We start from the raw sequence: 23569 nt of genomic DNA on the forward strand, positions 1-23569 counted from the left end.
GTTCTAGTTTTTCCTGTAACTGGATCCCATTCCCTCACAGGTCTCATACCTGCCATCTCTCCTAGTGTACTTGCTGGTTTTATTTTATCATAATAACGAATCCTTCCATTTTCTAATTCTTTTACTCCCCCTTGTCCATATTTTTGGGTTTGCCTTAAATTTTCTTTTAATTTAGCTCCTTAAGGATCACCTGGATTCTATCCAAACACATCCACCATCGTAGTAGATAATAAAAATCGAATTTTTATATTTTTTTTGCTATAGCTTATGCATCCAAATCTATCTGTTGCAAGCGTTATGAATGTTCGGTATAGATCAATGATGGGTTGATAAAAAATTTGATCAGAAATTTATATTAACCCAAATACTGCCTTATCAATAAATTAACCACCCTTAAATACGCTTAAGAAGCGTGAAAAATGATATTTTTCTTCAACCGGTATATTTCCGATATAGCTTTAAATAAGTTCATCGACTTTTTGGCTTCAATCTCATCGGGGCAATATTGCTCTTGCGTGATAGATATATGTCCTATCTATTATTGCTAATAAAAAATAATTTGCCAATTGTATTGGTGAATGGCACTTTTTACAAACGATGTATCAAGCAAGGAGGATGATTTGATACCAATATTTATATGAATCAAAATCAATAAAGTTATAAATTAAAAGAAATAAATCTTTGCTTCCCAGTATATATTAAAAAAACTTAAGATTTATTTCTAAAAAATATCAGGAATAGTTTATGGAAAATCGTACATTTGAATTTCGCTGTTTTACTCGGCGCTCATTTATAAGTTTAATGATACTCATTTGTTGCTTTGGTTTTAGTCCTTGGTTGTCTCACGTATTTATTTTTCTCTGATGCGATCATGTTGATAATTCCCAACCGATACTTTGAGGTCAATTTTATTGTTGGAATGCTTGTTCCGGAATTATTTCTATCTTTCTGTTTGCTATGTGTATTGCTCGCTTGTTCCGTAAAAAATGACGCTTAATGTCAAATCATATTCGATTAATATTGATGACCATAAAAAATAGAATCAAACGTTTCAATGGTCAGCATTACAAACAGTAATATTGTTTGAAAGTACCGTAGTGCTTATCAAACGATTATTTTGGAGTTTGACAATAAGCTTATTAATATGATGGTGGCAAAAAGTATATATTTATCCAAAAAAGATTTTGATCAATTTCTTCAATTGATATTTTTAATAACAGTACCGGGAGCGTATTTGCTAGTGAGTTCATCAATATATTTTTTTTATTCAACCCAAAATTCAATATTTTTATTTATTTCTTTTGCTACTTTATATTCTAAATCTTGGTCATAATCTAAATAACCGTCTTGATCAAGAAAATAGACGTTTTGCTTGTAATTTTCATTTAATGTTTCTAAAAACTTATTTGCATCATTATGAATTAAATAAATTTGGGGATCATCATAATATATTAAATAAATCTTATTTAAGTCTTTATCCATTGCTATGAAATCAGAAGAATAATTTCTAACGATAGGATAAAAAATTCCTTTTGTTTCAAAGTCCTTAGTTATTTTATTCAAATCAAGATAATTTTGATGGTACTCTAAAATATGTATTAATAAAAAACCAGGTACAAAATCCATGAATATTTGGTTATTAATTTCATATTTAGTTCCTGATATTCTACTATAGATTATTTTAAATAATTCAGGGATTTCATTCATAACTTCTTTTAATTTAACTTCCCAATTATTATATATGGGGAGCAAACTTGTGTAATAACCGCTTCTTAACTTATCTGATTGTTGTAAGTACAATATAAATTGTTGTTCCATAATTTTATTCTATTAATTCAATGTCAAAAATATCGCCAGGTTTAATATCATTTTCTCTATAAAAATTTCCTAAATCCCTTCCTGTTGCTTGATTTTCTGCTATGTCGAGGAACAAATTCTAAAGCCAGATTTTACATTATCCTCATCGGATACAACGTTATCAACTAAACTTATCCAAGAACTAACAAAAGCATTAACAAATACAAATTATGATCATGGAGAATACCGTTATTTATATGTTAGAAAGTAACTCATGCGCATTTAATGTTTATAAATTACTGATAAAACAATGGCCATTTAAATATATAAATAGCCATTGTTTTTTAGATCTAAACTACAATAAATTAACCACCATTAAATATACTTAAGAAGCGAGAAAAGTAAGATTTGTTCTCTTCAACTGGCATATTTTCAAGATTAGCTTGTATAAGTTTATCAACTTTTTGGCTTTCGTCAGTCAAACCTAATTCATTATAAGCATTACGCAATAACGATAATGCTGTTTTTGTTGAATCAGTATCTGGAAATAACGCTCACATTTGAATGACTCGATTAACCACGGAAATAGGCGCCACGGTTAGTATAATATTGAGCCACTTTTAACTCATAGCAAGCAATACGGTTCTTTAGATATACTTTTTTTTGCATAAGTATAGTAATTCGATAGAAACCAAGCAAAGATTGAAACAGCACGCGAGTCAACCCACAGGGACATTTTTTAGATTGATCAGTTAGCAGGTTATTTTTATCTATAAAAAAGAATAAAGTTCTGTGTTCGCCCATCCCGACAAAAGCAAACCCATGGTTGAGGGAAATGCTTATAACAATACTGCTCATGCAAGCAACTGCGTTGTCTTAAGTGAACTTAATCAGCTACAAGGTGGGGTTTGTTGGTTTAACTTTGAGTTATAACCAATGTCGCCGATAAAAATAAAGCAATAAACTCACAATAATGGTGACCATCAGAGCCAAAACGACATAATAGCTATAATGCCAATGCAGTTCCGGCATATTATCAAAATTCATCCCATATATACCGGTAAGAACATTCAAAGGCATGACGATAATAGTAAAAACGGTCAACATGCGCATCTGTTCATTCAGATGATTAGATTGATAAGATAAATGTATATCCATCATGCCCATAACGGTATCCCGAGCACTGTCTAAAGTTTCCATTAGCTGCTGCGCATGATCATAAACATCCATTAAATAAACATGAATTTTTTTGCGAAATAGTTCAAATTCATTGTGCACAATGCGTCCAATGATATCTTTTATTGAGGTAAGGGTGCGATGCAGACTCATGGCATCATGTTTCAGTTGATGAATGGCAATAAGTAGATTTTTATTGTTATCACTAAATAAACGTTTATCCAATCCTTCTACCCGATTATTAAATTCTTCTACGGTGACAAAATAGTCATCAATAATTCGATCTAATAAAGAGTAAGCGAGAAAATCAGTGCCTTTTTGAAAAATATCGGACTGATTGCGACTGATGTATTTACGGATAACATGAAATAATCCGAGGGGTTGAAACTGAAACGTTATAATATAATTTTTGCCAAATATCAGATATACCTGATTGTATTGCAGTTTTTGCTTTTTATAGGTAAATACACGGGTAGCCAGAAATAAATAATGCCCATAATCTTCAATCTTTGGACGTTGTTTACGATTGAGCATGTCTTCCAACACCAATTCATGCAGATTAAATCCCTGCAATAATTGATGTAATTGCTCGTTATCAGTAATACCAATCAAATGTATCCACGTTATACTATCTTCGGTTGGTGTGGGAATATTGCCGCTGTGAATATCTTGATCGGTATAGGTATGGTTTATAAGCTGATTAGCACGGATTTGAATGACATTGAGAGACTTAGTAGGCATATTGCTGATATTGCTGCGATGCACCAAACTGGGCAAGTTGTGAGTCTGAACAAGTTTGTCACTGGAAACATGCGCCTCTACCGTCATAAAAAAACCTTCGTAATTGGATTCAAATTACCTGCAATTCAAGATGTAATCCAATTTTCTTCCATAAAACAGATTCTTGCAATAAGGCACTGGCCGTCAACGGGTTATTAATTAGCCAGTTTTCTTCTAATGTAATCATTAATTGTTTACGTGTTTTTTGGTAGGTGATCTTACAGTGATGCAAGGGAATAGCCATATCCTGTCTGGCTCGACAGAATAAAGTGGCCAATCGTAGCGCCAGTATGGCAAGCCACAAAATCTCCTGATTGGTATATTCTGCAATTTTTCGTAAATCTCCGCGCTGTCCTAAGACTAATGTTGCCAAAATATGCTGTTCCTTGCGAGAAAAGCCAGGCATATCTGCTTGTTCTAATATATAGGCTGCATGTTTATGATAACCAGTATGAGAAATGTCCAGTCCAATTTCATGCAGTTGTGCTGCCCAGCAAAGTAGTTGGTGCCATTGATCCAGATGGTTAACTTCCATCTCGGTGGTTAGCTGATCAAATATACTTTCAGCCAGAGTTTCGACGCGTTGAGCCTGCACTTTATCGGCGTGATAGCGGTTTTGAAAATCGATAATTGTTTGGATACGCAAGTCGTTGCCTAATTGACGACCGAGCATGTCGTAAAACACTCCGTCACGCAAAGCCGCATCGGTAACAGTCATTTCTTGAATATTGAGTTCTGCAAAGGCGGCCATCATGACCGCTAGTCCTCCTGGAAACACGTCCATCCGATCATTTTTCAGACCCTCTAGCCGTGCTTTTTTAATACTTCCTGCTGAAATGATCCGATTAGCCATAATTTGCATCTGTTCCAGTGTGATGGCATCAAGCGCAGCATTATCAGCAGAAATAACATCGCGAATAGATCGAGCCGATCCAGAAGTGCCAATAGCACTTTTCCATCCAATACTTTTGAGTTCTTGGCTGATTCTCTGGATTTCTGCACGAGCAGCATTGATTGCTGCCTGAAAATTTTTATGGCTAATTTTGCCGCGTGGAAAAAACCGCATGCTATAAGAGACACAGCCTAGATTGAGGCTTTCGGTGATTTCTGGTTGGATGTCGTGCCCGATGACAAATTCGGTAGAGCCGCCACCAATATCGATGACCAGCATATTTTCTGATCTGGGGGGCAGTGTATGCACCACACCGGTGTAAATTAATCGGGCTTCTTCGCGCCCGGCAATGATATCAATGGGAAAGCCCAGTTTTTCTTCAGCTTGCGGTAGAAATTGATCAATATTTTTAGCAACCCGAAAAGTATTGGTGGCTACCGCTCTCACTTGCTGGGGAGAAAATCCTCGCAGTCTTTCTCCAAATCTGGCTAAACAGTTTAAAGCTCGTTGCTGTGAGTCTTCATCCAGAATTTTGTGCTCGTCCAAACCCGCAGCCAAGCGAACCATCTCTTTAATGGAATCTACAACCTGCAATGAACCATTTTGAACATGGCATATTTGCAAGCGAAAACTATTAGATCCCAGATCTACCGAAGCAAGCATATCTTGAGCAGTCATAACTGAATAATTTAAAACCGAGGAATGCCAATCTTACCTTATCCTGCTCATTTCTACCAAGAAGAGCTGACTACACAAGTTAAGCTTCTCAATTTTAAGTTGAAAAAGGGGAGAAATAAATAAAAACGCTAAGCAAGAATGCTTAGCGTTTCAAAATTGGTGGGTCCAGTGGGGATCGAACCCACGACCAAGGGATTATGAGTCCCCTGCTCTAACCCCTGAGCTACAGACCCGTGAAGTGCGCTATTTTAACCATCTCTTGCCTTCATTGCAAGAATATTAATAAAAAATCATCCGCATTGAGCGGATGATTTTGCTTTTAAACTAAAAAAACCCTTACTGCTTATTTTCATCGCTATCCAGGAAGCTCTTCAAGCGATCAGAACGTGTAGGGTGGCGTAATTTACGTAATGCTTTAGCTTCAATTTGGCGTATACGTTCACGTGTGACATCAAATTGTTTGCCAACTTCCTCTAAGGTATGATCCGTGTTCATATCGATACCAAAACGCATACGCAATACTTTTGCTTCACGTGGCGTTAAGCTTTCCAGTACATCTTTGGTGACTTCGCGCAGGCTGGAATACATGGCTGCGTCAGCAGGCGCTACATTGTTAGCGTCTTCAATAAAATCGCCCAGATGGGAATCATCATCATCACCAATCGGCGTTTCCATTGAAATCGGTTCTTTGGCGATTTTCATGATTTTGCGGATTTTATCTTCCGGCATTTCCATTAATTCAGCCAATTTAGCTGAATCAGCTTCTTCACCATTTTCTTGCAAGTATTGGCGTGAAATACGATTCATTTTGTTGATGGTTTCAATCATATGAACCGGAATACGAATGGTACGCGCCTGATCCGCAATAGAGCGGGTGATAGCCTGTCGGATCCACCAAGTAGCATAGGTAGAAAATTTGTAGCCGCGACGGTATTCAAATTTATCTACTGCTTTCATCAGACCAATATTACCTTCCTGAATCAGGTCTAAGAATTGTAGTCCACGGTTGGTGTATTTTTTGGCAATCGAAATCACCAAACGCAAGTTTGCCTGAATCATTTCCTGCTTGGCCGCTGCGGTTTCCTGCTCGCTTTTGACCATGTTTTTGTTGATCTGTTTCAGCTCATCCAGCGATATCTGCACCGCCTTTTCTAAATCAGCCAACTGCGTTTGCTTTTCAATAATGGCATATTGGAATCGACGCAAAGCTTCGTTCCACACGCGATTTAAATTAAGCTCTTCGTTGACCCATTCCAAATCGGTAAGACGACCGCTGAAACTATTGATAAAGTATTCCCGATCCATATGAACACGATTTAACGCGATATCGCGAATTTCGCGTTCTAACACCCGGATCTGATTCACTCGGCTGCGCAGGCTATCACATAAACTTTCAATTTGACGTGTGGCGAAACGTACCTGCAATAGCTGCTCGGCAATTTCATTTTGCAATTTAAGATATTGGGCATCACTGCTGCCGTTAGCTTGTAAAGCAACCACCATTTCGTCATAGAGTTTCTGAATGTTGGCGAAATGTTCTAAGGTTTTCTGACGCAGTTCTTCCAGATTAGCCGAGGCTGCTAAAGCAGCATTTTCTTCATCATCGTCGGCATCATCTTCATCCAGATCATCTTCACTATCGCTGGTGTCTACGCTTATTTCTTCGTCCGCTTTTCCTAATCCGAGACCCAGCTCATCCAGAAGTTCTTCATGCGGGTCGACGATGGCTTCAACGACTTCATCAACTTTGATTTCATCATTACGTACGGCATCGATCAGAGCCAAAATTTCGGCAACAGACCCTGGACAAGCAGAAATAGCCTGAATCATATTGCGTAAAGCGTTTTCAATTTTTTTCGCAATGATAATTTCGTCTTCGCGTGTTAACAGGTCTACCTGACCCATTTCTCGCATATACATGCGCACTGGATCAGTTGTACGGCCAAATTCATTGTCCGCATTAGACAAAGCCGCCTCAGCTTCAGCCACCGCATCATCATCGGTCATGTTGGCGGTATTGTCGCCCATCAACAGACTTTCTGCATCTGGTGCTTCTTCAGTAACTTGGATACCCAGGCCTGAAATCATGGAAACGATGTTATCGATCTGATCCGCATCTGACATTTCGTCGGGTAATGCATCGTTGATTTCAGCATAAGTAATGTAACCACGTTCTTTACCCTGAATAATCAGCTGGCGCAGGCGTGCACGTTGCTCTTCTACTGTAAGCGGACGAGTATCATCCTGCTCAGGATTGGTAGTCATCGTGGTTTTTTTTAAGGGTTGGTTTGCCATATTACACTCGGTATATTGGTCACAGTCAGACTGTGGTAATCGGTTATGAAAGCTCTCTAAAGTTGGTTAGATAGCGGTTTGGATGGACTTAACAGCAGCAATAACAGTTGTTTTTCGTCGGCGCTTAAAAGACCATGTTGGAGTTTGCGCTTCAACGCATCAATCTGCTGTGATTTAAGACTATCCAATAATTTTTGCATGCCTTGTTTAAAGGTTTCACAGTCATCCTCATTTCCTGCTTGCATGCTTTCTGCACTATTCAGGTAATCATGAATAATTTGTTGGATAACTGGTTCAAACTCGGTATTTCGCATCAGTTCCAATACGGCTCCCACATTTAATGGGATCACCGAGGCTTGTATGCGTTCAGCCAGCGCGGCGAGGCATGCGTATTCGCCATGCAGGTCTAAGTAATCTGGTATATCTATATATACGGCCCATTGCGGATTTATCAATAGGGCACGTATTTGCTTTTGCGCTAAAGACATCACTGGTGGCTGCCTAAAGGTATTTTGTGGCAGATGGTAGCTTTTGGCTTTAACTTTTTGCTGCTTAGGCTGCTCTTGTCCCAATAAATGAGCTAAATTATGCTCATCGATACCTACTTTCTGACTCAATTCCTGTCGCAATAGATAGGAAAGGGCAGGTGCCTTGATTTTACCTAGCAGCGGGCTGGCCGATTTTATCAGTTCAGCTTTTCCTTCCTGCGTAGATAAATCAATATGTTGAGTAAGTGTTTGCCACAAATAGACTGATAAGGGCAAACTTTGATGTATCAAGGCATCCTCAAATGCCTGGATACCATTTGTGCGAACAAAGCTATCAGGATCGTGCTCAGGCGGTAAGAATAAAAAATGTAAAATCTTGTCATCTTTTAATTGCGGTAGGGCATTTTCCAATGCCCGCCATGCGGCTTTTCTTCCAGCTGCATCGCCATCAAAGCAAAAATAGATATGGTCACTTTGGCGCATTAGCAAGCGTAGATGTCCAGCGGTAGTAGCCGTACCCAGGGCGGCAACCGCATAGCCCAGCCCAAACTGAGCCAGAGCAACAACATCCATATAGCCTTCTACCACGAGTACACGTTGTGCTTCTCGGATGGCTGCTCGTGCCTCGTATAAACCGTAAAGATTATGGCCTTTATCAAATAATTCGGTTTCAGGGGAGTTAAGATATTTAGGTTCACCTTTATCTAATACCCGTCCACCAAATCCAATAACCTGACCTTTACCATCGCGGATGGGAAACATAATGCGGTCACGAAAACGATCGTAGTATTTTTCATCTTTGTTGATGATCATACCGGTTTTAACCAAAGCATTACTTGGATAGGGCTGAAACACTCTGGCTAATGTCTGCCAATCATCGGGAGCATAACCTAATCCATAATGAGAGATAACTTCACTACTCAATCCGCGTTGTTGCAAATAATTTTGGGCGCGAGAAGATAATTTTAATTGTTGCTGATAATAATCGGCTGCTGCGCTGGTGGTTGACTCAAGTGTCTGTTTTTGTTGTTTGTGGGCTTTGCGCGCTTCAGGGTTAACTTGACCAGCTTGTTTAGGCACAGTCATACCAATGCGATCGGCCAGAAACTGTACTGCATCCTGAAAGCCTAATCCTTGGTATTCCATGATAAAGCCTATGGCTGAGCCATGGGCGCCACAGCCAAAGCAATGGTAAAACTGTTTCGTGGGGCTGACTGTAAAGGAAGCCGATTTTTCTTTATGAAACGGACAGCATGCCATGTAGTTTGCCCCGCTTTTTTTCAGCGGAACAAACTCTTCAATTATATCGACTACATCGACTTTATTGAGTAAGTCATCGATAAATTCATTAGGAATCATGCTGAATCGGTCCAGTACAGCTAAGTTAAGTCAGTTAAAAATTGGGTTTCAAAAATGGTATAGCGAACAAAAATTTAAGCTAACATGTCTCTAATTTGTTTGCTAACTTCACTCATATCGGCTTTACCGGCTAATTTATTTTTTAACAGACCCATTACTTTGCCCATATCACTTGCTTGGCTGGCGCCAGTAGCTGAAATGGCTGCAGTAATTTCTGCAGTAATTTCTTCAGCGCTGAGCATTTTAGGCAAATATTGTTGTAATAGATCGATTTCAGCTTGTTCTTTTTCCGCTAAGTCCTGTCGTCCCCCATCGGTAAACATGCGCACGGATTCTTTGCGTTGCTTAACCATTTTGCTGATGATTGCCGTCAGTCGAGTATCGTCTACGTCGATTCGTTCATCCACTTCGATTTGTTTAACTGCGGCCAAAGCCATCCGAATGGTGGATAAGGTGGCAGAGTCATGGTTACGAAGGGCGATTTTCATGTCATCTTGTAGTTTTTGCTTCAGGCTCATCATTATTCCTTGCAAGTAGAGTGAAATTTCAACTGAGACCCAGACTGGATGAATGGTAATAATGGCAGGTTAGGTCTGCTTTGAAGAAACGATAATCAGTAAAACGTAAAAACCGCAAGCACAAAGCCTGCGGTATTCGTTACCTGATAATTAATGCTTTTAAGTAAAAAGAAAGCAGTTAATTAATAATATTTAGGTGGTAATTGCTGGCTACGCAGACGTTTTTGTAAACGTTTTACCGCTGCAGCTTTTTTGCGTTTACGCTCAGTAGTTGGTTTTTCGTATGCTTCACGAGCACGCAGTTCAGTCATTAAACCAGTTTTTTCTACAGAACGTTTGAAACGGCGCATTGCAACTTCAAATGGTTCATTTTCTTTTACACGAATAGAAGGCATGTTTTTTCCAAATTAATTTCAATAATCAATACTAACGCATTGTTAGTCTAACAAATAATTAAATAGTGACCATACTGTGGTCTTGTGGTTTAAAGGCACCACCTAGCCAAGACAACATCACCTCCTAAGGTGCATTGAACATAGTATTTTAGATTGAATTTAATACTATGGTAGTTATGATATACAGAATTTTTTGATTATCGTTGATTATCTCTATTTTGTCAATAAAGTACTTGTGCGAAAGTGGCTTGTTGTAGCATGCTTAAATTCTGCTGAGGCGTCGAATTTCTGGAATAGAGTGTAAATTCCGCATAATTTTATTTAGCTGGTCTAAATCTTTCACATGCAGGACAAAGCGAAACTCAATAAATCCATCAACCCCTTCAAGTTTTTTGGAAGTGGTTTCAACCGATTTGATGTCACCGCCGTTGATTGAAATAGCTTGAGCAATGGAAGCTAACAGCCCGTGACCATCAATGGCATAGATGCAAAGTATCGCCTGATAATTGTTGGCTTGAAGGACATCCCAGCTGGCATCTAATTGTATGTCTGGATCGGTCTTTAAGACATTGTTACAAGTATCTCGATGGATAATAATGCCTTGATCTTTGATTAATAGAGCTTTAATGTTATCACCGGGTATGGGGTTACAGCATTTAGCCAGATGTATATGTGACGATTCATTGCCGCTGATGCTGATCGGACTCAATTTAATGGTATCGCTGAAATGTTCGCCAGCAAGTTCTGCAATATGCATGGCCACCGATACCGGTTTGAGTAATCCCATGCCAACGTCAGATAAAACATTTTCAAAGGTTGTATTTTTATTATTGAGATCGGCCAGGTATTTATCCTTTAAATCATCAGACAATAAAACGTTGGCAGGTAATAGGCTGGATAAAGCTTTCTGTAATAGTTTTTCGCCCAATTTAATGGCATCATAGCGATTCATTTTTTTGATTTGGCTTCGAATCGCACTGCGAGCATGACTGGAAACAGCAAAATCAAGCCAGGCAGGAGTGGGGCGACCTTCGCTGGAGGTAATAATTTCTACAACATCGCCAGTGTGTAATTTGGTGCGCAATGGCATTAGATTGTGATTAACTCGAGCAGAGACGGTGCGATTGCCGATATCGGTGTGCACTGCATACGCAAAATCAACCGGTGTCGCACCTTTAGGTAGGGTAATAATTTTACCTTTAGGCGTAAAAACATATACTTCGCTTGGAAATAAGTCAGTTTTGACATGTTCCAAAAATTCAATGGCATTAGCACTATGAGCCTGTAAATCCAAAATGCTTTGTAACCATTCATTGGTGCGCATCTGCGCCTGATCGAAGCTGGTTTGTTCGCCTTCTTTATATACCCAATAGCTTGAAATTCCTCTTTCAGCGATGATGTCCATTTCATAAGTACGTATTTGCACTTCTAAGGGTAACCCATATGGACCAACCAAGACGGTGTGTAAACTTTGATAACCATTATTTTTGGGAATGGCGATGTAATCTTTGATACGACCAGGCTTTGGTTTATAAAGGTTGTGTAGCGCACCTAAAGCCGCATAGCAGGCAGGGATGTTGTTAACAATAACACGGAAGGTATAAAGATCCATCACTTCCGCAAAATGCAAATTTTTAGAGCGCATCTTCTCATAAATGCTGTAAAGATTTTTTTCCCGCCCTTTGACTTGTGCTTCAATATTGGCGCTGACAAGGCGCTGACTAAAAGCACGTAAAACTTTGCCTACAATGTCGTGTCGGTTTCGTCTGGATGATTGTATGGCTTTCTCAAGTACTTCATATCGATGAGGGTAAAGATATTTGAACGATAAATCTTGTAATTCATGATACACGTAATTCAGACCGATGCGATTAGCCAACTGAGCATAAATCTCCATGGTTTCCTGCGCAATACGCCGTCGGCTGGATGGTTTTTTTGCCCCCAATGTCCGCATATTATGCAGACGATCTGACAGTTTTACGATGATAACCCGAATGTCTTGAGTCATAGCCATAATCAGTTTGCGGAAGCTTTCAGCTTGTGCTTCCTGCTGACTGTTATATTCTAATTTTTCTAATTTTGACAATCCATCGACCATATTGGCAATTGATTGACCAAATTGTTGGGTTAATTGTTCTTTGCTGGTGCCCGTATCTTCTAAAACATCATGCAATACTCCAGCACACAATGCTTGGATATCAACATGCCACTCTGCAAGTTGAGTGGCGACAGCTAGAGGATGGGTAATATAGGGCAGTCCACTATTGCGAAATTGGCCAGCGTGAGCTTGGGCGCCAAATATGAAGGCCTGATTTAATAACTCAAGTTCTTCATTACCCAGATATTTGGCTGTGCGAAATAATTTATTTTTGGCTTGATTGATAATGTGTTGATAACTTGATTCAATCTGTTGGCGGCATAAATCAAGTTGAGTTTGAAAATCATCACTGCTTTGAGTATCAATTTCTTCAAAAAATTTAAGTCCTACTGGTCCCAAATCAACCTTTAGAGGATTGGATTCCTGATAGGCTAAATCTTCAAATGCGGTTTTGATTAAAGCAGCAGCTAAAGCTTGTATCCGTTGTTGTTCTTTTGCCAATGCTGTGGTTATGGCAAAACTGCGTTTTAATTTAGACGTTTTGCCAAGATTATGGGCAATATTGTAAATATAGGCGCAGCTTTCTTCCAGTATTTCCCAGCGTTCAATTTTGCCCAGATATTCAGTCTGGGCAAAAAGATCGCTTCGCCACTGATCTACAGGGGTAGCATAGGATATACTGGGCGCGAACATGGCGGACTGCCTGAATTATTTTTTCTGATTTAACAATTCAGAGCCGATTTGTCCAGAGGCTATTTCACGCAAGGCAATAACCGTGGGTTTGTCATGGTCTTCTTCTACCAGTGCAGTGGCGCCATTGGCTAACTGACGTGCGCGCATGGCTGCAACCATGGTTAAATCAAAATGATTTGAAATACGTCCGATGCAATCTTCTACAGTAATACGTGCCATTTTTAAATCCAGTTATAAAAAAATAAAGTAAATATCAATTAAATTATTATTCAGATAAAATTTTCTCAATATTGCGATGTTGAGCTTTCGTGCGCAGACCAGCAGAACGGATAATGGCCAGAAGGTCGAGTTCTGCTTGATCTAATTCTTGATTAACAATAACATAATCAAATAGATAGCATTGTTCAATTTCTTCGCGGGCTTTACCCAAACGATATTGAATGACTTCCTGAGAGTCGGTACCTCGATTAATTAAACGTTCATTTAATTCTGCCATTGACGGCGGTAATATAAATATACTGGTTGCATCTGGTAATAATTGACGAATTTGAGCTGCTCCTTGCACATCAATTTCCAGAATAACATTAAATCCTGCTTTTTTCAGTGATTCAACGGCAGCAAGGCTGGTGCCATAGTAGTTGCCATATACCTGAGCGTGTTCGATAAAGGCATTGGCAGCAATCATTTCTTCAAATTCATTTTTGCTAACAAAATGATAGTGCACGCCATTTTGTTCACCCTCTCTCGGTGCTCTGGTCGTATGAGATATGGAGACACGGATATCTTGCTCACGGGAACTCAGGCGAGATACCAATGTGGTTTTACCTGTGCCGGAAGCAGCAGTAACAATGAAAATATGTCCAATTTGAAGCATGATACAAATTTATGGATTTCGGTGATTAATTATGCCACAACCGTGGGTAATGCGCTAATATCGTCTCGATACTCTTGCATAATCTTGCAATTGAAAGTCCGGCAACAGCCTTTCATTTAAAGTGATTTTCGGCTAAAATGCTCAATTCAATTTCCTGCTGATTGTCATGACCAAATTTATTTTTGTGACTGGCGGTGTGGTCTCTTCATTGGGTAAAGGCATTGCCGCTGCGTCTACTGCTACTATTTTGGAATCACGTGGTCTAAAAGTGACCATGTTAAAACTTGATCCTTATATCAATGTTGACCCGGGAACGATGAGTCCGTTTCAGCATGGCGAAGTATTCGTAACTGATGATGGCGCTGAAACTGATTTAGATTTGGGACATTATGAGCGTTTTATTGATGCTACTATGCAAAAACGCAATAATTTCACTTCTGGTCAGGTATATGAAAGTGTTATTCAGAAAGAACGCCGCGGTGATTATCTAGGTGGTACTGTTCAAGTTATCCCTCATATAACCGATGAAATTAAACGTAAAATTCACGAAGGTGCTGCTGGCTATGATGTTGCAATAGTCGAAATTGGTGGTACTGTTGGTGATATAGAGTCTTTACCTTTTCTTGAAGCAATTCGTCAAATGCGTAGTCAACAAGGTCGCACGAATACCTTGTTTATTCATTTGTCTTATGTGCCTTATATTGCTGCTGCCGGTGAAATAAAAACTAAACCGACTCAGCACTCTGTTAAAGAATTACGTGAAATTGGTATCCAGCCTGATGTATTGATTTGTCGCATGGATCGTCCAATGCCGGAAGAGGAAAAGAAAAAGATTGCCTTATTCTGTAATGTTGAAGAACGTGCAGTAATCAGTTGTTATGATGCAGACAGTATTTATGAAGTACCTGGCATGTTACATGATCAGGGCATTGATAATATTATTTGTGAGCAATTACAACTGAATGTTCAGCAGCCGGATTTGACTGCCTGGAATAAAATTGTTTATGCAGTCCAGCATCCTAAGCATATCGTCCATATTGCCATGGTCGGTAAATATGTCGATCTGACGGAATCCTATAAATCTTTGTCTGAAGCTCTAAAACACGCAGGCATCAAGACTGAAACCAAAGTCGAAATACACTATATTGACAGTGAAGTTCTGGAAAAAGAGGGAACAGACTGTTTACAAGGTATGGATGCTATATTGGTCCCAGGTGGTTTTGGTACACGTGGTGTGGAGGGTAAAATCGCAGCTGTGCGTTATGCCCGCGAACACAAGATACCTTATTTGGGTATTTGTCTGGGGATGCAAATTGCTTTAATTGAATACGCTCGAGATATGGCTAATCTTCACGGTGCTAATTCAACTGAATTTGATTTGAAAACCGAACATCCTGTTGTCGCTTTAATTGATGAATGGCAAGATCGTGATGGACAGATAGAAAAACGCGATATTAATACCAATTTAGGTGGAACCATGCGTTTGGGTGCTCAGGAAGTGGAGTTAAAGGAAGGCAGCTTAGCTAAATCTATTTATGGTCAACAGTTTATTCGTGAACGTCACCGCCATCGCTATGAAGTGAATAATTTTTATTTGCCTCAATTGCAAGAGGCAGGTTTAGTTATTGGCGGTATATCTACTGGACATGAACATCTTGTGGAAGCCATTGAGTTGCCAGATCATCCATGGTTTTTTGCTTGTCAATTCCATCCTGAATTTACTTCAACACCAAGGAATGGTCATCCTTTATTTACTGCATTTATTAAAGCTGCATTAGCTTATAAGAAATAATTTATTCCTTTTGTTCTAGTAGACTCTCTGAATCAGAGAGTCTTTTTTTATATGTAAATCAAATTATTATCTTTGCCAACTATGCCTTCTTTTTGTATGATGATAAAAAATCATATAAACCAAATAGATATGAAGTCATTATACTTGAAAGAATTATTGCTTTTAATTGGAATTGGCATAGGGCTGTGGTGGTGGCAAAATGAAAATAGCCTTGAAACCAAAGCAGATACCAGCCAACTACAACAACAAGTTTCAGAATCATTCAAATCAATCAAAGAAAACCTAACCAAGCCTCCAACTAATGATATCTCTCGGCAACAGAATATCGTATCCATTGAACAGGCTCAAAGGGAAAATTTAGCTAAAACGCAAGTGATTGGAGAGGGTAAGGTGATTAAAATCTTACCGGATGATAATCAAGGTAGTAGACATCAGCGTTTTATTCTACAGGTGCCAAGTGGCACGATATTGATAGTGCATAATCTGGAATTATCTTCGCGATTACCAGATCTACAAAATGGGGATACTGTATCATTTGCTGGGGAATATATAAAAAATAAACATGGAGGTTTTGTGCACTGGACACATCATGATCCATCTAGTCATCACGAGGCAGGGTGGTTAATATATCGTGGGCAAAAGTATCAATAAATGAATATTATATTGGTTTAACATAGCATATAATCATTTTATTAAACACACTAAAGGATAAATAATGGACAATCTTTCTCAATTACGGACTATGGGCAATATTCTTGCACAAAATTGGTGGATTATACTTTGGCGGGGCATTGCGGCTTTAATTTTTGGCTTAATCACATGGTTTAATCCAGTCATCACCCTGTACGTCATGGTAATTTTTTTTGGTGGATATGCTTTTGTAGATGGTGTTCTAGGTATCATCATGGCGATACGAGGACGACGTGATCATCATAAATGGTGGCTACTGTTGATTTGGGCTCTGGCAAACTTATTAACTGGCATTCTGACTTTCTTCTGGCCGCTTATCACCATGGTAGTTCTCACCGAAATTATTGCCATTTGGGCGATTATTTCCGGGTTATTACAAATTTTCACTGCAATTGGTTTACGCAAAGCTATTCAAGGTGAGGGATGGATCGTATTAGGGGGTATTCTTTCTATACTTTTAGGTATTGTACTAATTATCAATCCATTCGAGGGTGGCATTGCCTTAACCTGGGCATTGGGTATTTATGCAACAGTATTTGGTATCATTACTGTGGTACTGGCTTTTTGGGTAAGACGCCATGCCAAAAAAGGGTATTAAACCAAGCTTTGTGGTATCCCTTATAATCCCTTAAAGAGGTTAGTTTTATGATTGATGAAATAGTGGCTATTCAGTTGATCAACTAAGCCTAACTAAGAGAAAAAGATAATTCTCATTTGATTTAAAAAGATGTCTGTATTTCAGTACAGACATCTTTTTAGTTTCTAGATTTACAGTAAATTATGTTAAAACTTTAGCCATAGCCTCAGCAACATAATCAATGTTTTTGGTATTTAACCCAGCGATACACATGCGACCATTTTCTACAATATAGATACTGAATTCACTTTGTAATCGAGCTACTTGCTCAGAATTCAGCCCTGTAAAACTGAACATGCCTCTTTGTTTGGTGAGAAAACTAAAATCTCGTCCAGGAACGCTGGATTGCAACACCTCATGAAGACGGAAACGCATTGCATGAATTCTCTCACGCATTTCAGTGACTTCTTGTTGCCATTGATTGAAAAGATCAGCATTGTTGAGTACTTGATCAACGATATAATTGCCATGTCCCGGTGGGCTGGAGTAAAACCGACGAATAATAAATTTGAGCTGACTTTGCACAATTTTTGCTTGTTCCTGATTGGGACAGACCACACTTAGAGCGCCAACTCGCTCTCCATATAAAGACATATTTTTAGAAAAAGAATTGCTGATATACAGACAAAAGCCTAAATCTACTGCTTTGCGAATGGCATAAGTATCTTGCTCCAGATCATCACCCAAACCTTGGTAAGCAAAATCCATAAAAGGAATCAGTTTTTTTTCTTTGATGATGGTGAGTAATTCATCCCATTCTGAAGCAGTTGGATCAATACCTGTGGGGTTATGGCAACATGGATGTAATAAAATAATATTTCCTGCATCAAGTTGCTGTAGAAATTGTTTCAATTCCTCAATTTTTAAACCGTTTGTTGCTGGGTCATAATAGGGATATTTTTTGACTGTGAATCCAGCACCTTCAAAGATACTGATGTGATTTCCCCAGGTGGGATTGCTGACATAGATGTTTGCTCGTGGAAACCATTGATGGATAAATTCTGCACCTACTCTGAGTGCACCAGAACCACCCAAACTAGCAATGGTGGCTATCCGTCCAGATTGAACAGCTTCATGTTGGGTGCCAAATAAAAGGTTTTGACAGGCCTGACGATATCCTGCCAGACCATCCATGGGTAAATAATTGTGAGGTATGTTTTGCTGTGCTAATTGCTTTTCAACAGTTTTAACACATTCTAATATGGGTAAACGACCTTCATTATCATAATATACTCCCACTCCAAGGTTTACCTTATTGGGATTAGGATCTACATTATATTTATCGATTAGACCCAGAATAGGGTCTCCAGGATAGTATCTGACATTTTGAAACATTTCAGTTCCTTAAAACAGCAATATTATTTAGTATGAAAAAAATGAAACTGCTGTAGTACAATTTACTACAATTGTAATTAAATGTCTTAACTATTTTTAAATTCTGCCGATTACTTTTTTACAAAGACCAAATCCCACACACCATGTCCTAATCTTTTCCCTCTGCTTTCAAATTTTGTTTCAGGGCGATAGATCGGTTTAGGCGCAAAATCATCTGCCGTATTGTTTAATTCATCAAAGCTTCTCAGTACCTCTAACATTTGTTCAGCATACTCTTCCCAGTCAGTAGCGAGATGAATATAGCCATTTGATTCAAGCTTAGGGAGTAATTGTTCAATAAAAGGGCGTTGAATTAGGCGACGTTTATGATGTCTTTTTTTCTGCCATGGATCAGGGAAAAAAATATGAATACCGTGTACACTATCACTATCTAGCATTGTGTTGACTACTTCTACTGCATCATGACGCATAACTCTGATATTAGAAATATTTTCTTCTTGAATCAGTTTTAATAAATTACCCACCCCAGGACCATGAACGTCGATTGCCAAAAAATCCACTTCTGGTAATCTCTGAGCGATAGTTGCAGTTGCGGTGCCCATTCCAAAGCCAATTTCAAGTATTTTGGGAGCAGTTCGCTGAAAAGTGCTATTTAAGTCAATTTTATGAGGGCGATAATCTACGCCAAACTTAGACCATTGCGTATCAATGGCACGCTGTTGAGCAGCTGTCATGTGTCCTTGACGTAAAACAAAGCTTTTTATATTTCGGCGATTTTGCAGGTTTTCACTCGGATCTAATTCATTATTACTCATAAAGTTACTTCATCTTTAATTTTTTAAATTAATCACTATTCTTCAAAGTTATTTTTTATCATTAACAGACTAGAAATGGTGCTAATGTCTCTTTAAGCATATCAGACGAGATGTTATCTATTAATTTCGCTTGACCAAGCTTTTCAAGGATAACAAAACGTAATTTGCCGTCATGAATTTTTTTATCATGGCTCATATGGTTAAGCCACGCATCAAATGGCATCATAGGTGGCGTAGTCGGCAGTTTAGCCTTTTTCAGTAAATTCACAACTCTTTCAGTGTCATCTGGAGTTAAATAACCGATAATTTCAGATAAATGACAAGCAAGTACCATCCCCACAGCAACGGCTTCACCATGTAGCCAATTACCATAACCCATTTCTGCTTCTATTGCGTGAGCAAATGTATGTCCCAAATTCAGCAGAGCACGTATCCCATTTTCTTTTTCATCAATGCTCACGATGTCTGCTTTCATTCTACAGCAGTGGTGTACGGCATACGCCAGTGTAGCTTGATCTAATACCATCAAATGTTCAATATTTTTTTCAAGCCAACTTAAATATTCAATATCTCCGAGCAAAGCATATTTTATGACTTCAGCCATACCTGCAGAAAATTCACGCTGAGGTAATGTACTAAGCGTATTTAAGTCAATCAACACGGCTTGCGGCTGATAAAAGGCCCCAATCATATTTTTTCCCAGAGGATGATTGATGGCTGTTTTCCCTCCAACCGAAGAGTCAACTTGACTAAGCAGTGTGGTCGGAATTTGAATGAACGGGACGCCCCGCTGATAAGTTGCTGCTGCAAAACCGGCCATATCCCCGATAACGCCTCCACCCAAAGCGATAAGTGTGGTTTGACGATCAGCGCGATTTTGCATTAAACCATCATAAATTAAATTCAAGGTCTGACCGTTCTTATATTTTTCTCCATCTGGCAAAATAATGTTTGAAACTTCACAATTAAATTGCTTAAAGAAATTTTGCCAACATGAGAGGTAAAGTGGAGCAATGGTGTCATTGCTGATAATCACTACCTTTTTTCCAACAAACGAAGCAAAAGTTTTGGCAGGATGCTGGATCAGATCCGTATCAATAAAAATAGGGTACTGATGTGAAGGTGTCGTAACCGTTAATGTATACATAGCACTCATGAAAAAGTTAAAGATTAGGGTGGTGAAATATAGTGCTCAATCTGTCTATGTTTTCGTTAATACATGAATCATTTGCTTCAATAACCAAATGCGCTGTATCGCGATATAAACTATCCCGTTGCGCATAAAGTTGCTGTAACTTATTTAACGGATCTGAAACTTGAAGTAGGGGACGGTTTTTGTCATGTTGAATGCGGGATAAGAGAATATGTGGAAGTGCATGTAAATAGACCACATAGCCATTTTTTTTTAGTTTATGCCGATTGTCTTCATGCAGAATCGTACCACCACCGGTAGCTATAATAATATTTTCTAATTGAACCAGTTCATGAATAATGGCTCTTTCTCTAGAACGAAAGCCTTCTTCACCCTCCAATTCAAAAATGGTAGGTATTGAAACACCAGTTCGCTCGCAAATAACCTGATCGCTATCATAAAAATCAAGTTGTAAGGTATTGGCAAGTTGCCTGCCTAAGGTTGTCTTACCCGCCCCCATTAAGCCAACTAAAACTAAATTACCAGATCTATTGTTCATATGTCGCATTGTAACTGAGAGTGGATCTTTATGCATCTCTAGCAAAAAAAGCGTAGAAAATATTTCTCAATCAAATCTGATGCTGACTAATCAAATTAGAAATTATTGCAATCAAAATAAACAATAGTTCTACAGCTTTTATTTTATATATGCCATTTTGGAAGATATCGACCTAAGCGTTTTATTCACGATTAATTCTGACTCTAACTTAAAGTAGAGCAACGGTTGAGAAGATATCATTAAACTTATAGTTTTCCAGCTTTGATGGCTTATAAGATTGAAGAAAAAATTAGCGAAAAAAAAGCTAGTCTGGAGTCCAGGCTAGCTTTTTAGATTGATTGAATATTTTAATACTGTAAAGAATAGTCGTTACCTGATTCTACGATACGAGGAGTGATGAAAACCAACAGCTCGTTACGTTGATGAACTTTCTTCTTATATTTAAATAGATTACCAACGCCTGGAATGTCACCTAATAAAGGAACTTTGCTAGTACTATTTTCATTATTTTCGTTATAAATACCACCAATAATTAAAGTACCGCCATTTTCAATCATGGCTTGTGTCACCACATTGCGTTTTTGCATACAGATATCGCCATTTCTTGTAATGGATGCATCTAAGTTTGTACAAGCAATAGGACGATCATTTTGTACATCCAAGGTCATGATGATGTTACCATCAGGCGTAATATGCGGTACAACTTTTAAGCCCAAAACTGCATCTTTAAAGCTCACAGATGTACCACCGTTAGCTGCAGTCTCTTGGTAAGGTACCTCGTAACCAGATTCAATTTTCGCTTCTTTGCGATCCTGAGTTAGGACACGTGGTGACGAAATGATTTTACTTTTGCCTTCGGACTGAGATGCAGACAGTTCAAGTGCCAATGCCCCAGATGCGAATTCATGCACTAGTGACACGACAGAAGTCGGATTAGCCACACCAAGATTGATATTCGGGCTCATATTGAAGGCATTGCCGCCAGAAGGCTTTTGATTCAGGATTGAGCCATCGGTTGGTAACTGACCATTCCAGGTATTTTTGCCCCATTTAGAATAGCCGAACTTTGTACCTAGTTCACGTGCATAGCCATCAGTGGTTTCCACAATACGCGCTTCGATCAACACTTGCTGAGAAGGAACATCCGTTTGTGCAATAAGTTTTTCAAATTTTTTAATGACTTGTTCAACATCGGTAATAATTAAGGTATTGGTACCTGGATCGGTCAAAGCGCTACCACGAGAGGATAAAATGGTTCTATCCGATCCCGTGCTATTACTACCTTGACTTAAGTTGAGAATTTTCTCGAAATCATCTACTTTACGATATTTTAATTTAAAACTTCGAGTAATGAGTACGCCTTTATATTGATTTTCTTGCTGAATACTTTCAATATTATTCTGTTCGGCTTGTGTAACAATGTTAATCACATTGCCATTACGCTTCATATAAAGATTTCTGGATTCTAATACCAAGTCCAAAGCTTGATCCCAAGGTACATCTTTTAAAGATATCGTCATTTTCCCATTGACAGCATCACTGGCTACAATATTTGTGCCAGACTCTTTCGCCAAAATCTGTAAAATGGTGCGGACGTCAATATCTTGAAAGTCTAAAGATATTTTTCTGCCTTTAAAAGATTTGTTATTGGCTTGTAACGCTTGACTGGATTGGTCGATTTTATTATCGACTTTGATTACTAAGCTATTACCTTGTTTGAGTTGGTTATAATCCCAACTGCCCCGCATTTGCATACTTATTTCAGTATCGTTGCCAATTCGGCGTAATCTAACCGATTGAACTGGCGTGCTAAAATCTGCAACATCTAGATTGCGCTGTTGTTCTGCTTTAAGCGGTATATTTTTAAATGTTAGTGTCAGACTACCTGGTTTTCGTTTGATGGTGGGTTCTACTCCACCAGATATGCCGGTTATTGAAATTAAACCACTGGCATTGGCGCCTTTTTTGAAATCTATATTGACTGAAGATGAATCTGTTGACACGATTCCATTGCCATTTGTATATGAACCATTATAGTTTTCGTTGTTAACAACAATGTTATTAGCTGGAGCATACGGAGACGGTACTGATGGTAAAGCGTTTTGTGGGTATTCGGATGTATTTTTAGTTTTTGCTGGCACTGACTGTTGTACATATATCCAAACTTCATTACCTTTAATTCGAGCATTGTATTGACCTGGCTGATTTAGAGATAGTAGAAGTCGAGTCCGATCCCCTGTTTGTCCTGCTTCAATTTGTTTAATCAGCTTATCGTCAAATTTAAGTAAATTTTGTGGCAGAGATACGCCGGTTTTAGCGAAATCCAGGGCAATGCGAGCTGGGCTCTCGGTCGTAAAACCGCGTGGTAATGCAACATCCTCATCAAACTGAATTTTAATTAAACGCTGTTGGTTAGGTAATGAGCCAAGGTTAATGGCTGTAATATTACCCGCCCAAATATTCTGACTCATCAGCCCTAGGCTTAATGTAGATAATAGAGATATGGTTTTGATTTTCATGTTAATACCTTATGATTTAAAGCTTAAATATATTTTTGGGATTTGCC

General features: G+C 38.6%; 19 protein-coding genes and 1 tRNA gene. 3 read left to right on the forward strand and 17 right to left on the reverse strand.

Features of this window, described 5'->3' with window-relative positions; genetic code table 11:
• Window positions 1–1263: 1263 nt before the first annotated feature.
• From J3U68_RS03550 to gmk, 12 genes are all read right to left on the reverse strand, one after another.
• Window positions 1264–1818, reverse strand: coding sequence for a hypothetical protein (locus J3U68_RS03550; RefSeq protein WP_267374682.1), 555 nt, complete (start codon window positions 1816–1818; stop codon window positions 1264–1266).
• 552 nt (window positions 1819–2370) lie between these two features.
• Window positions 2371–2655 carry a hypothetical protein gene (locus tag J3U68_RS03555; protein WP_267374684.1) on the reverse strand — a complete coding sequence of 95 codons (285 nt, stop codon included), beginning with the start codon at window positions 2653–2655 and terminating at the stop codon, window positions 2371–2373.
• 69 nt (window positions 2656–2724) lie between these two features.
• On the reverse strand, window positions 2725–3801 hold the full coding sequence (gene corA / locus J3U68_RS03560) for a magnesium/cobalt transporter CorA (protein ID WP_267374687.1): 1077 nt from the start codon (window positions 3799–3801) through the stop codon (window positions 2725–2727).
• 22 nt (window positions 3802–3823) lie between these two features.
• Complete coding sequence (gene ppx / locus J3U68_RS03565) at window positions 3824–5323, reverse strand: exopolyphosphatase (protein ID WP_267374689.1); 1500 nt, start codon at window positions 5321–5323, stop codon at window positions 3824–3826.
• A 157-nt stretch (window positions 5324–5480) separates the two neighbouring features.
• A tRNA-Ile gene (locus tag J3U68_RS03570) sits at window positions 5481–5556 on the reverse strand.
• A gap of 103 nt (window positions 5557–5659) precedes the next feature.
• Entirely contained in the window at window positions 5660–7588 is a 1929-nt protein-coding gene (rpoD, locus tag J3U68_RS03575; protein ID WP_267376201.1) for an RNA polymerase sigma factor RpoD, read from the reverse strand.
• Window positions 7589–7674: 86 nt separating this feature from the next.
• The gene (gene dnaG / locus J3U68_RS03580; protein WP_267374691.1) at window positions 7675–9465 is read right to left on the reverse strand and encodes a DNA primase; all 1791 of its coding nucleotides are present in this window, start codon (window positions 9463–9465) and stop codon (window positions 7675–7677) included.
• Between the two features lie 74 nt (window positions 9466–9539).
• Window positions 9540–9983, reverse strand: coding sequence for a GatB/YqeY domain-containing protein (locus J3U68_RS03585; RefSeq protein WP_267374694.1), 444 nt, complete (start codon window positions 9981–9983; stop codon window positions 9540–9542).
• Window positions 9984–10165: 182 nt separating this feature from the next.
• A complete protein-coding gene (gene rpsU / locus J3U68_RS03590; RefSeq protein ID WP_267374696.1) occupies window positions 10166–10378 on the reverse strand; it encodes a 30S ribosomal protein S21 in 213 nt (70 codons plus the stop codon).
• Window positions 10379–10640: 262 nt separating this feature from the next.
• Window positions 10641–13169 carry a RelA/SpoT family protein gene (locus J3U68_RS03595; RefSeq protein ID WP_267374698.1) on the reverse strand — a complete coding sequence of 843 codons (2529 nt, stop codon included), beginning with the start codon at window positions 13167–13169 and terminating at the stop codon, window positions 10641–10643.
• 15 nt (window positions 13170–13184) lie between these two features.
• Entirely contained in the window at window positions 13185–13388 is a 204-nt protein-coding gene (gene rpoZ, locus J3U68_RS03600) for a DNA-directed RNA polymerase subunit omega (RefSeq protein WP_267374701.1), read from the reverse strand.
• 46 nt (window positions 13389–13434) lie between these two features.
• Window positions 13435–14043: a guanylate kinase gene (gene gmk, locus J3U68_RS03605; protein ID WP_267374703.1), complete on the reverse strand. Its 609-nt coding sequence runs from the start codon at window positions 14041–14043 to the stop codon at window positions 13435–13437.
• Window positions 14044–14209: 166 nt separating this feature from the next.
• Between gmk and J3U68_RS03610 the strand changes: the two genes are divergently transcribed.
• The 3 genes from J3U68_RS03610 (at window position 14210) to J3U68_RS03620 (ending at window position 17123) form a co-directional block, all read left to right on the forward strand.
• A complete protein-coding gene (locus J3U68_RS03610) occupies window positions 14210–15835 on the forward strand; it encodes a CTP synthase (protein WP_267374706.1) in 1626 nt (541 codons plus the stop codon).
• Window positions 15836–15964: 129 nt separating this feature from the next.
• Window positions 15965–16486, forward strand: a complete 522-nt coding sequence (locus J3U68_RS03615; RefSeq protein WP_267374708.1) for a DUF3465 domain-containing protein — start codon at window positions 15965–15967, stop codon at window positions 16484–16486.
• Window positions 16487–16550: 64 nt separating this feature from the next.
• Entirely contained in the window at window positions 16551–17123 is a 573-nt protein-coding gene (locus tag J3U68_RS03620) for an HdeD family acid-resistance protein (protein WP_267374710.1), read from the forward strand.
• Window positions 17124–17303: 180 nt separating this feature from the next.
• On the opposite strand, the gene J3U68_RS03625 is transcribed toward J3U68_RS03620, so the two are convergent.
• The 5 genes from J3U68_RS03625 to pilQ form a co-directional block, all read right to left on the reverse strand.
• Window positions 17304–18497 (reverse strand): aromatic amino acid transaminase, encoded by a 1194-nt coding sequence (locus tag J3U68_RS03625; RefSeq protein ID WP_267374712.1) that lies wholly within the window; start codon window positions 18495–18497, stop codon window positions 17304–17306.
• 110 nt (window positions 18498–18607) lie between these two features.
• Window positions 18608–19312, reverse strand: coding sequence for a tRNA (guanosine(46)-N7)-methyltransferase TrmB (trmB, locus tag J3U68_RS03630; protein WP_267374715.1), 705 nt, complete (start codon window positions 19310–19312; stop codon window positions 18608–18610).
• 61 nt (window positions 19313–19373) lie between these two features.
• Window positions 19374–20459: a 3-dehydroquinate synthase gene (gene aroB / locus J3U68_RS03635; protein ID WP_267374717.1), complete on the reverse strand. Its 1086-nt coding sequence runs from the start codon at window positions 20457–20459 to the stop codon at window positions 19374–19376.
• 16 nt (window positions 20460–20475) lie between these two features.
• On the reverse strand, window positions 20476–21003 hold the full coding sequence (locus J3U68_RS03640) for a shikimate kinase (protein ID WP_416384624.1): 528 nt from the start codon (window positions 21001–21003) through the stop codon (window positions 20476–20478).
• A gap of 347 nt (window positions 21004–21350) precedes the next feature.
• The gene (pilQ, locus tag J3U68_RS03645) at window positions 21351–23522 is read right to left on the reverse strand and encodes a type IV pilus secretin PilQ (protein ID WP_267374721.1); all 2172 of its coding nucleotides are present in this window, start codon (window positions 23520–23522) and stop codon (window positions 21351–21353) included.
• Between the last annotated feature and the right edge of the window lie 47 nt (window positions 23523–23569).

Source organism: Snodgrassella sp. B3882, assembly GCF_026535915.1.
GTDB lineage: Bacteria > Pseudomonadota > Gammaproteobacteria > Burkholderiales > Neisseriaceae > Snodgrassella.

Bases quoted from the DNA above. Each gene is read 5' to 3' on its own strand.
- dnaG (WP_267374691.1), bottom strand. From the start codon at position 9,465: ATGATTCCTAATGAATTTATCGATGACTTACTCAATAAAGTCGATGTA.
- J3U68_RS03555 (WP_267374684.1), bottom strand. From the start codon at position 2,655: ATGAGCAGTATTGTTATAAGCATTTCCCTCAACCATGGGTTTGCTTTT.
- ppx (WP_267374689.1), bottom strand. From the start codon at position 5,323: ATGACTGCTCAAGATATGCTTGCTTCGGTAGATCTGGGATCTAATAGT.
- J3U68_RS03595 (WP_267374698.1), bottom strand. From the start codon at position 13,169: ATGTTCGCGCCCAGTATATCCTATGCTACCCCTGTAGATCAGTGGCGA.
- J3U68_RS03550 (WP_267374682.1), bottom strand. From the start codon at position 1,818: ATGGAACAACAATTTATATTGTACTTACAACAATCAGATAAGTTAAGA.
- trmB (WP_267374715.1), bottom strand. From the start codon at position 19,312: ATGAGTAATAATGAATTAGATCCGAGTGAAAACCTGCAAAATCGCCGA.
- rpoZ (WP_267374701.1), bottom strand. From the start codon at position 13,388: ATGGCACGTATTACTGTAGAAGATTGCATCGGACGTATTTCAAATCAT.
- rpsU (WP_267374696.1), bottom strand. From the start codon at position 10,378: ATGCCTTCTATTCGTGTAAAAGAAAATGAACCATTTGAAGTTGCAATG.
- gmk (WP_267374703.1), bottom strand. From the start codon at position 14,043: ATGCTTCAAATTGGACATATTTTCATTGTTACTGCTGCTTCCGGCACA.
- rpoD (WP_267376201.1), bottom strand. From the start codon at position 7,588: ATGACTACCAATCCTGAGCAGGATGATACTCGTCCGCTTACAGTAGAA.
- J3U68_RS03610 (WP_267374706.1), top strand. From the start codon at position 14,210: ATGACCAAATTTATTTTTGTGACTGGCGGTGTGGTCTCTTCATTGGGT.
- J3U68_RS03625 (WP_267374712.1), bottom strand. From the start codon at position 18,497: ATGTTTCAAAATGTCAGATACTATCCTGGAGACCCTATTCTGGGTCTA.
- J3U68_RS03615 (WP_267374708.1), top strand. From the start codon at position 15,965: ATGAAGTCATTATACTTGAAAGAATTATTGCTTTTAATTGGAATTGGC.
- J3U68_RS03640 (WP_416384624.1), bottom strand. From the start codon at position 21,003: ATGAACAATAGATCTGGTAATTTAGTTTTAGTTGGCTTAATGGGGGCG.
- aroB (WP_267374717.1), bottom strand. From the start codon at position 20,459: ATGTATACATTAACGGTTACGACACCTTCACATCAGTACCCTATTTTT.
- J3U68_RS03585 (WP_267374694.1), bottom strand. From the start codon at position 9,983: ATGAGCCTGAAGCAAAAACTACAAGATGACATGAAAATCGCCCTTCGT.
- corA (WP_267374687.1), bottom strand. From the start codon at position 3,801: ATGACGGTAGAGGCGCATGTTTCCAGTGACAAACTTGTTCAGACTCAC.
- pilQ (WP_267374721.1), bottom strand. From the start codon at position 23,522: ATGAAAATCAAAACCATATCTCTATTATCTACATTAAGCCTAGGGCTG.
- J3U68_RS03620 (WP_267374710.1), top strand. From the start codon at position 16,551: ATGGACAATCTTTCTCAATTACGGACTATGGGCAATATTCTTGCACAA.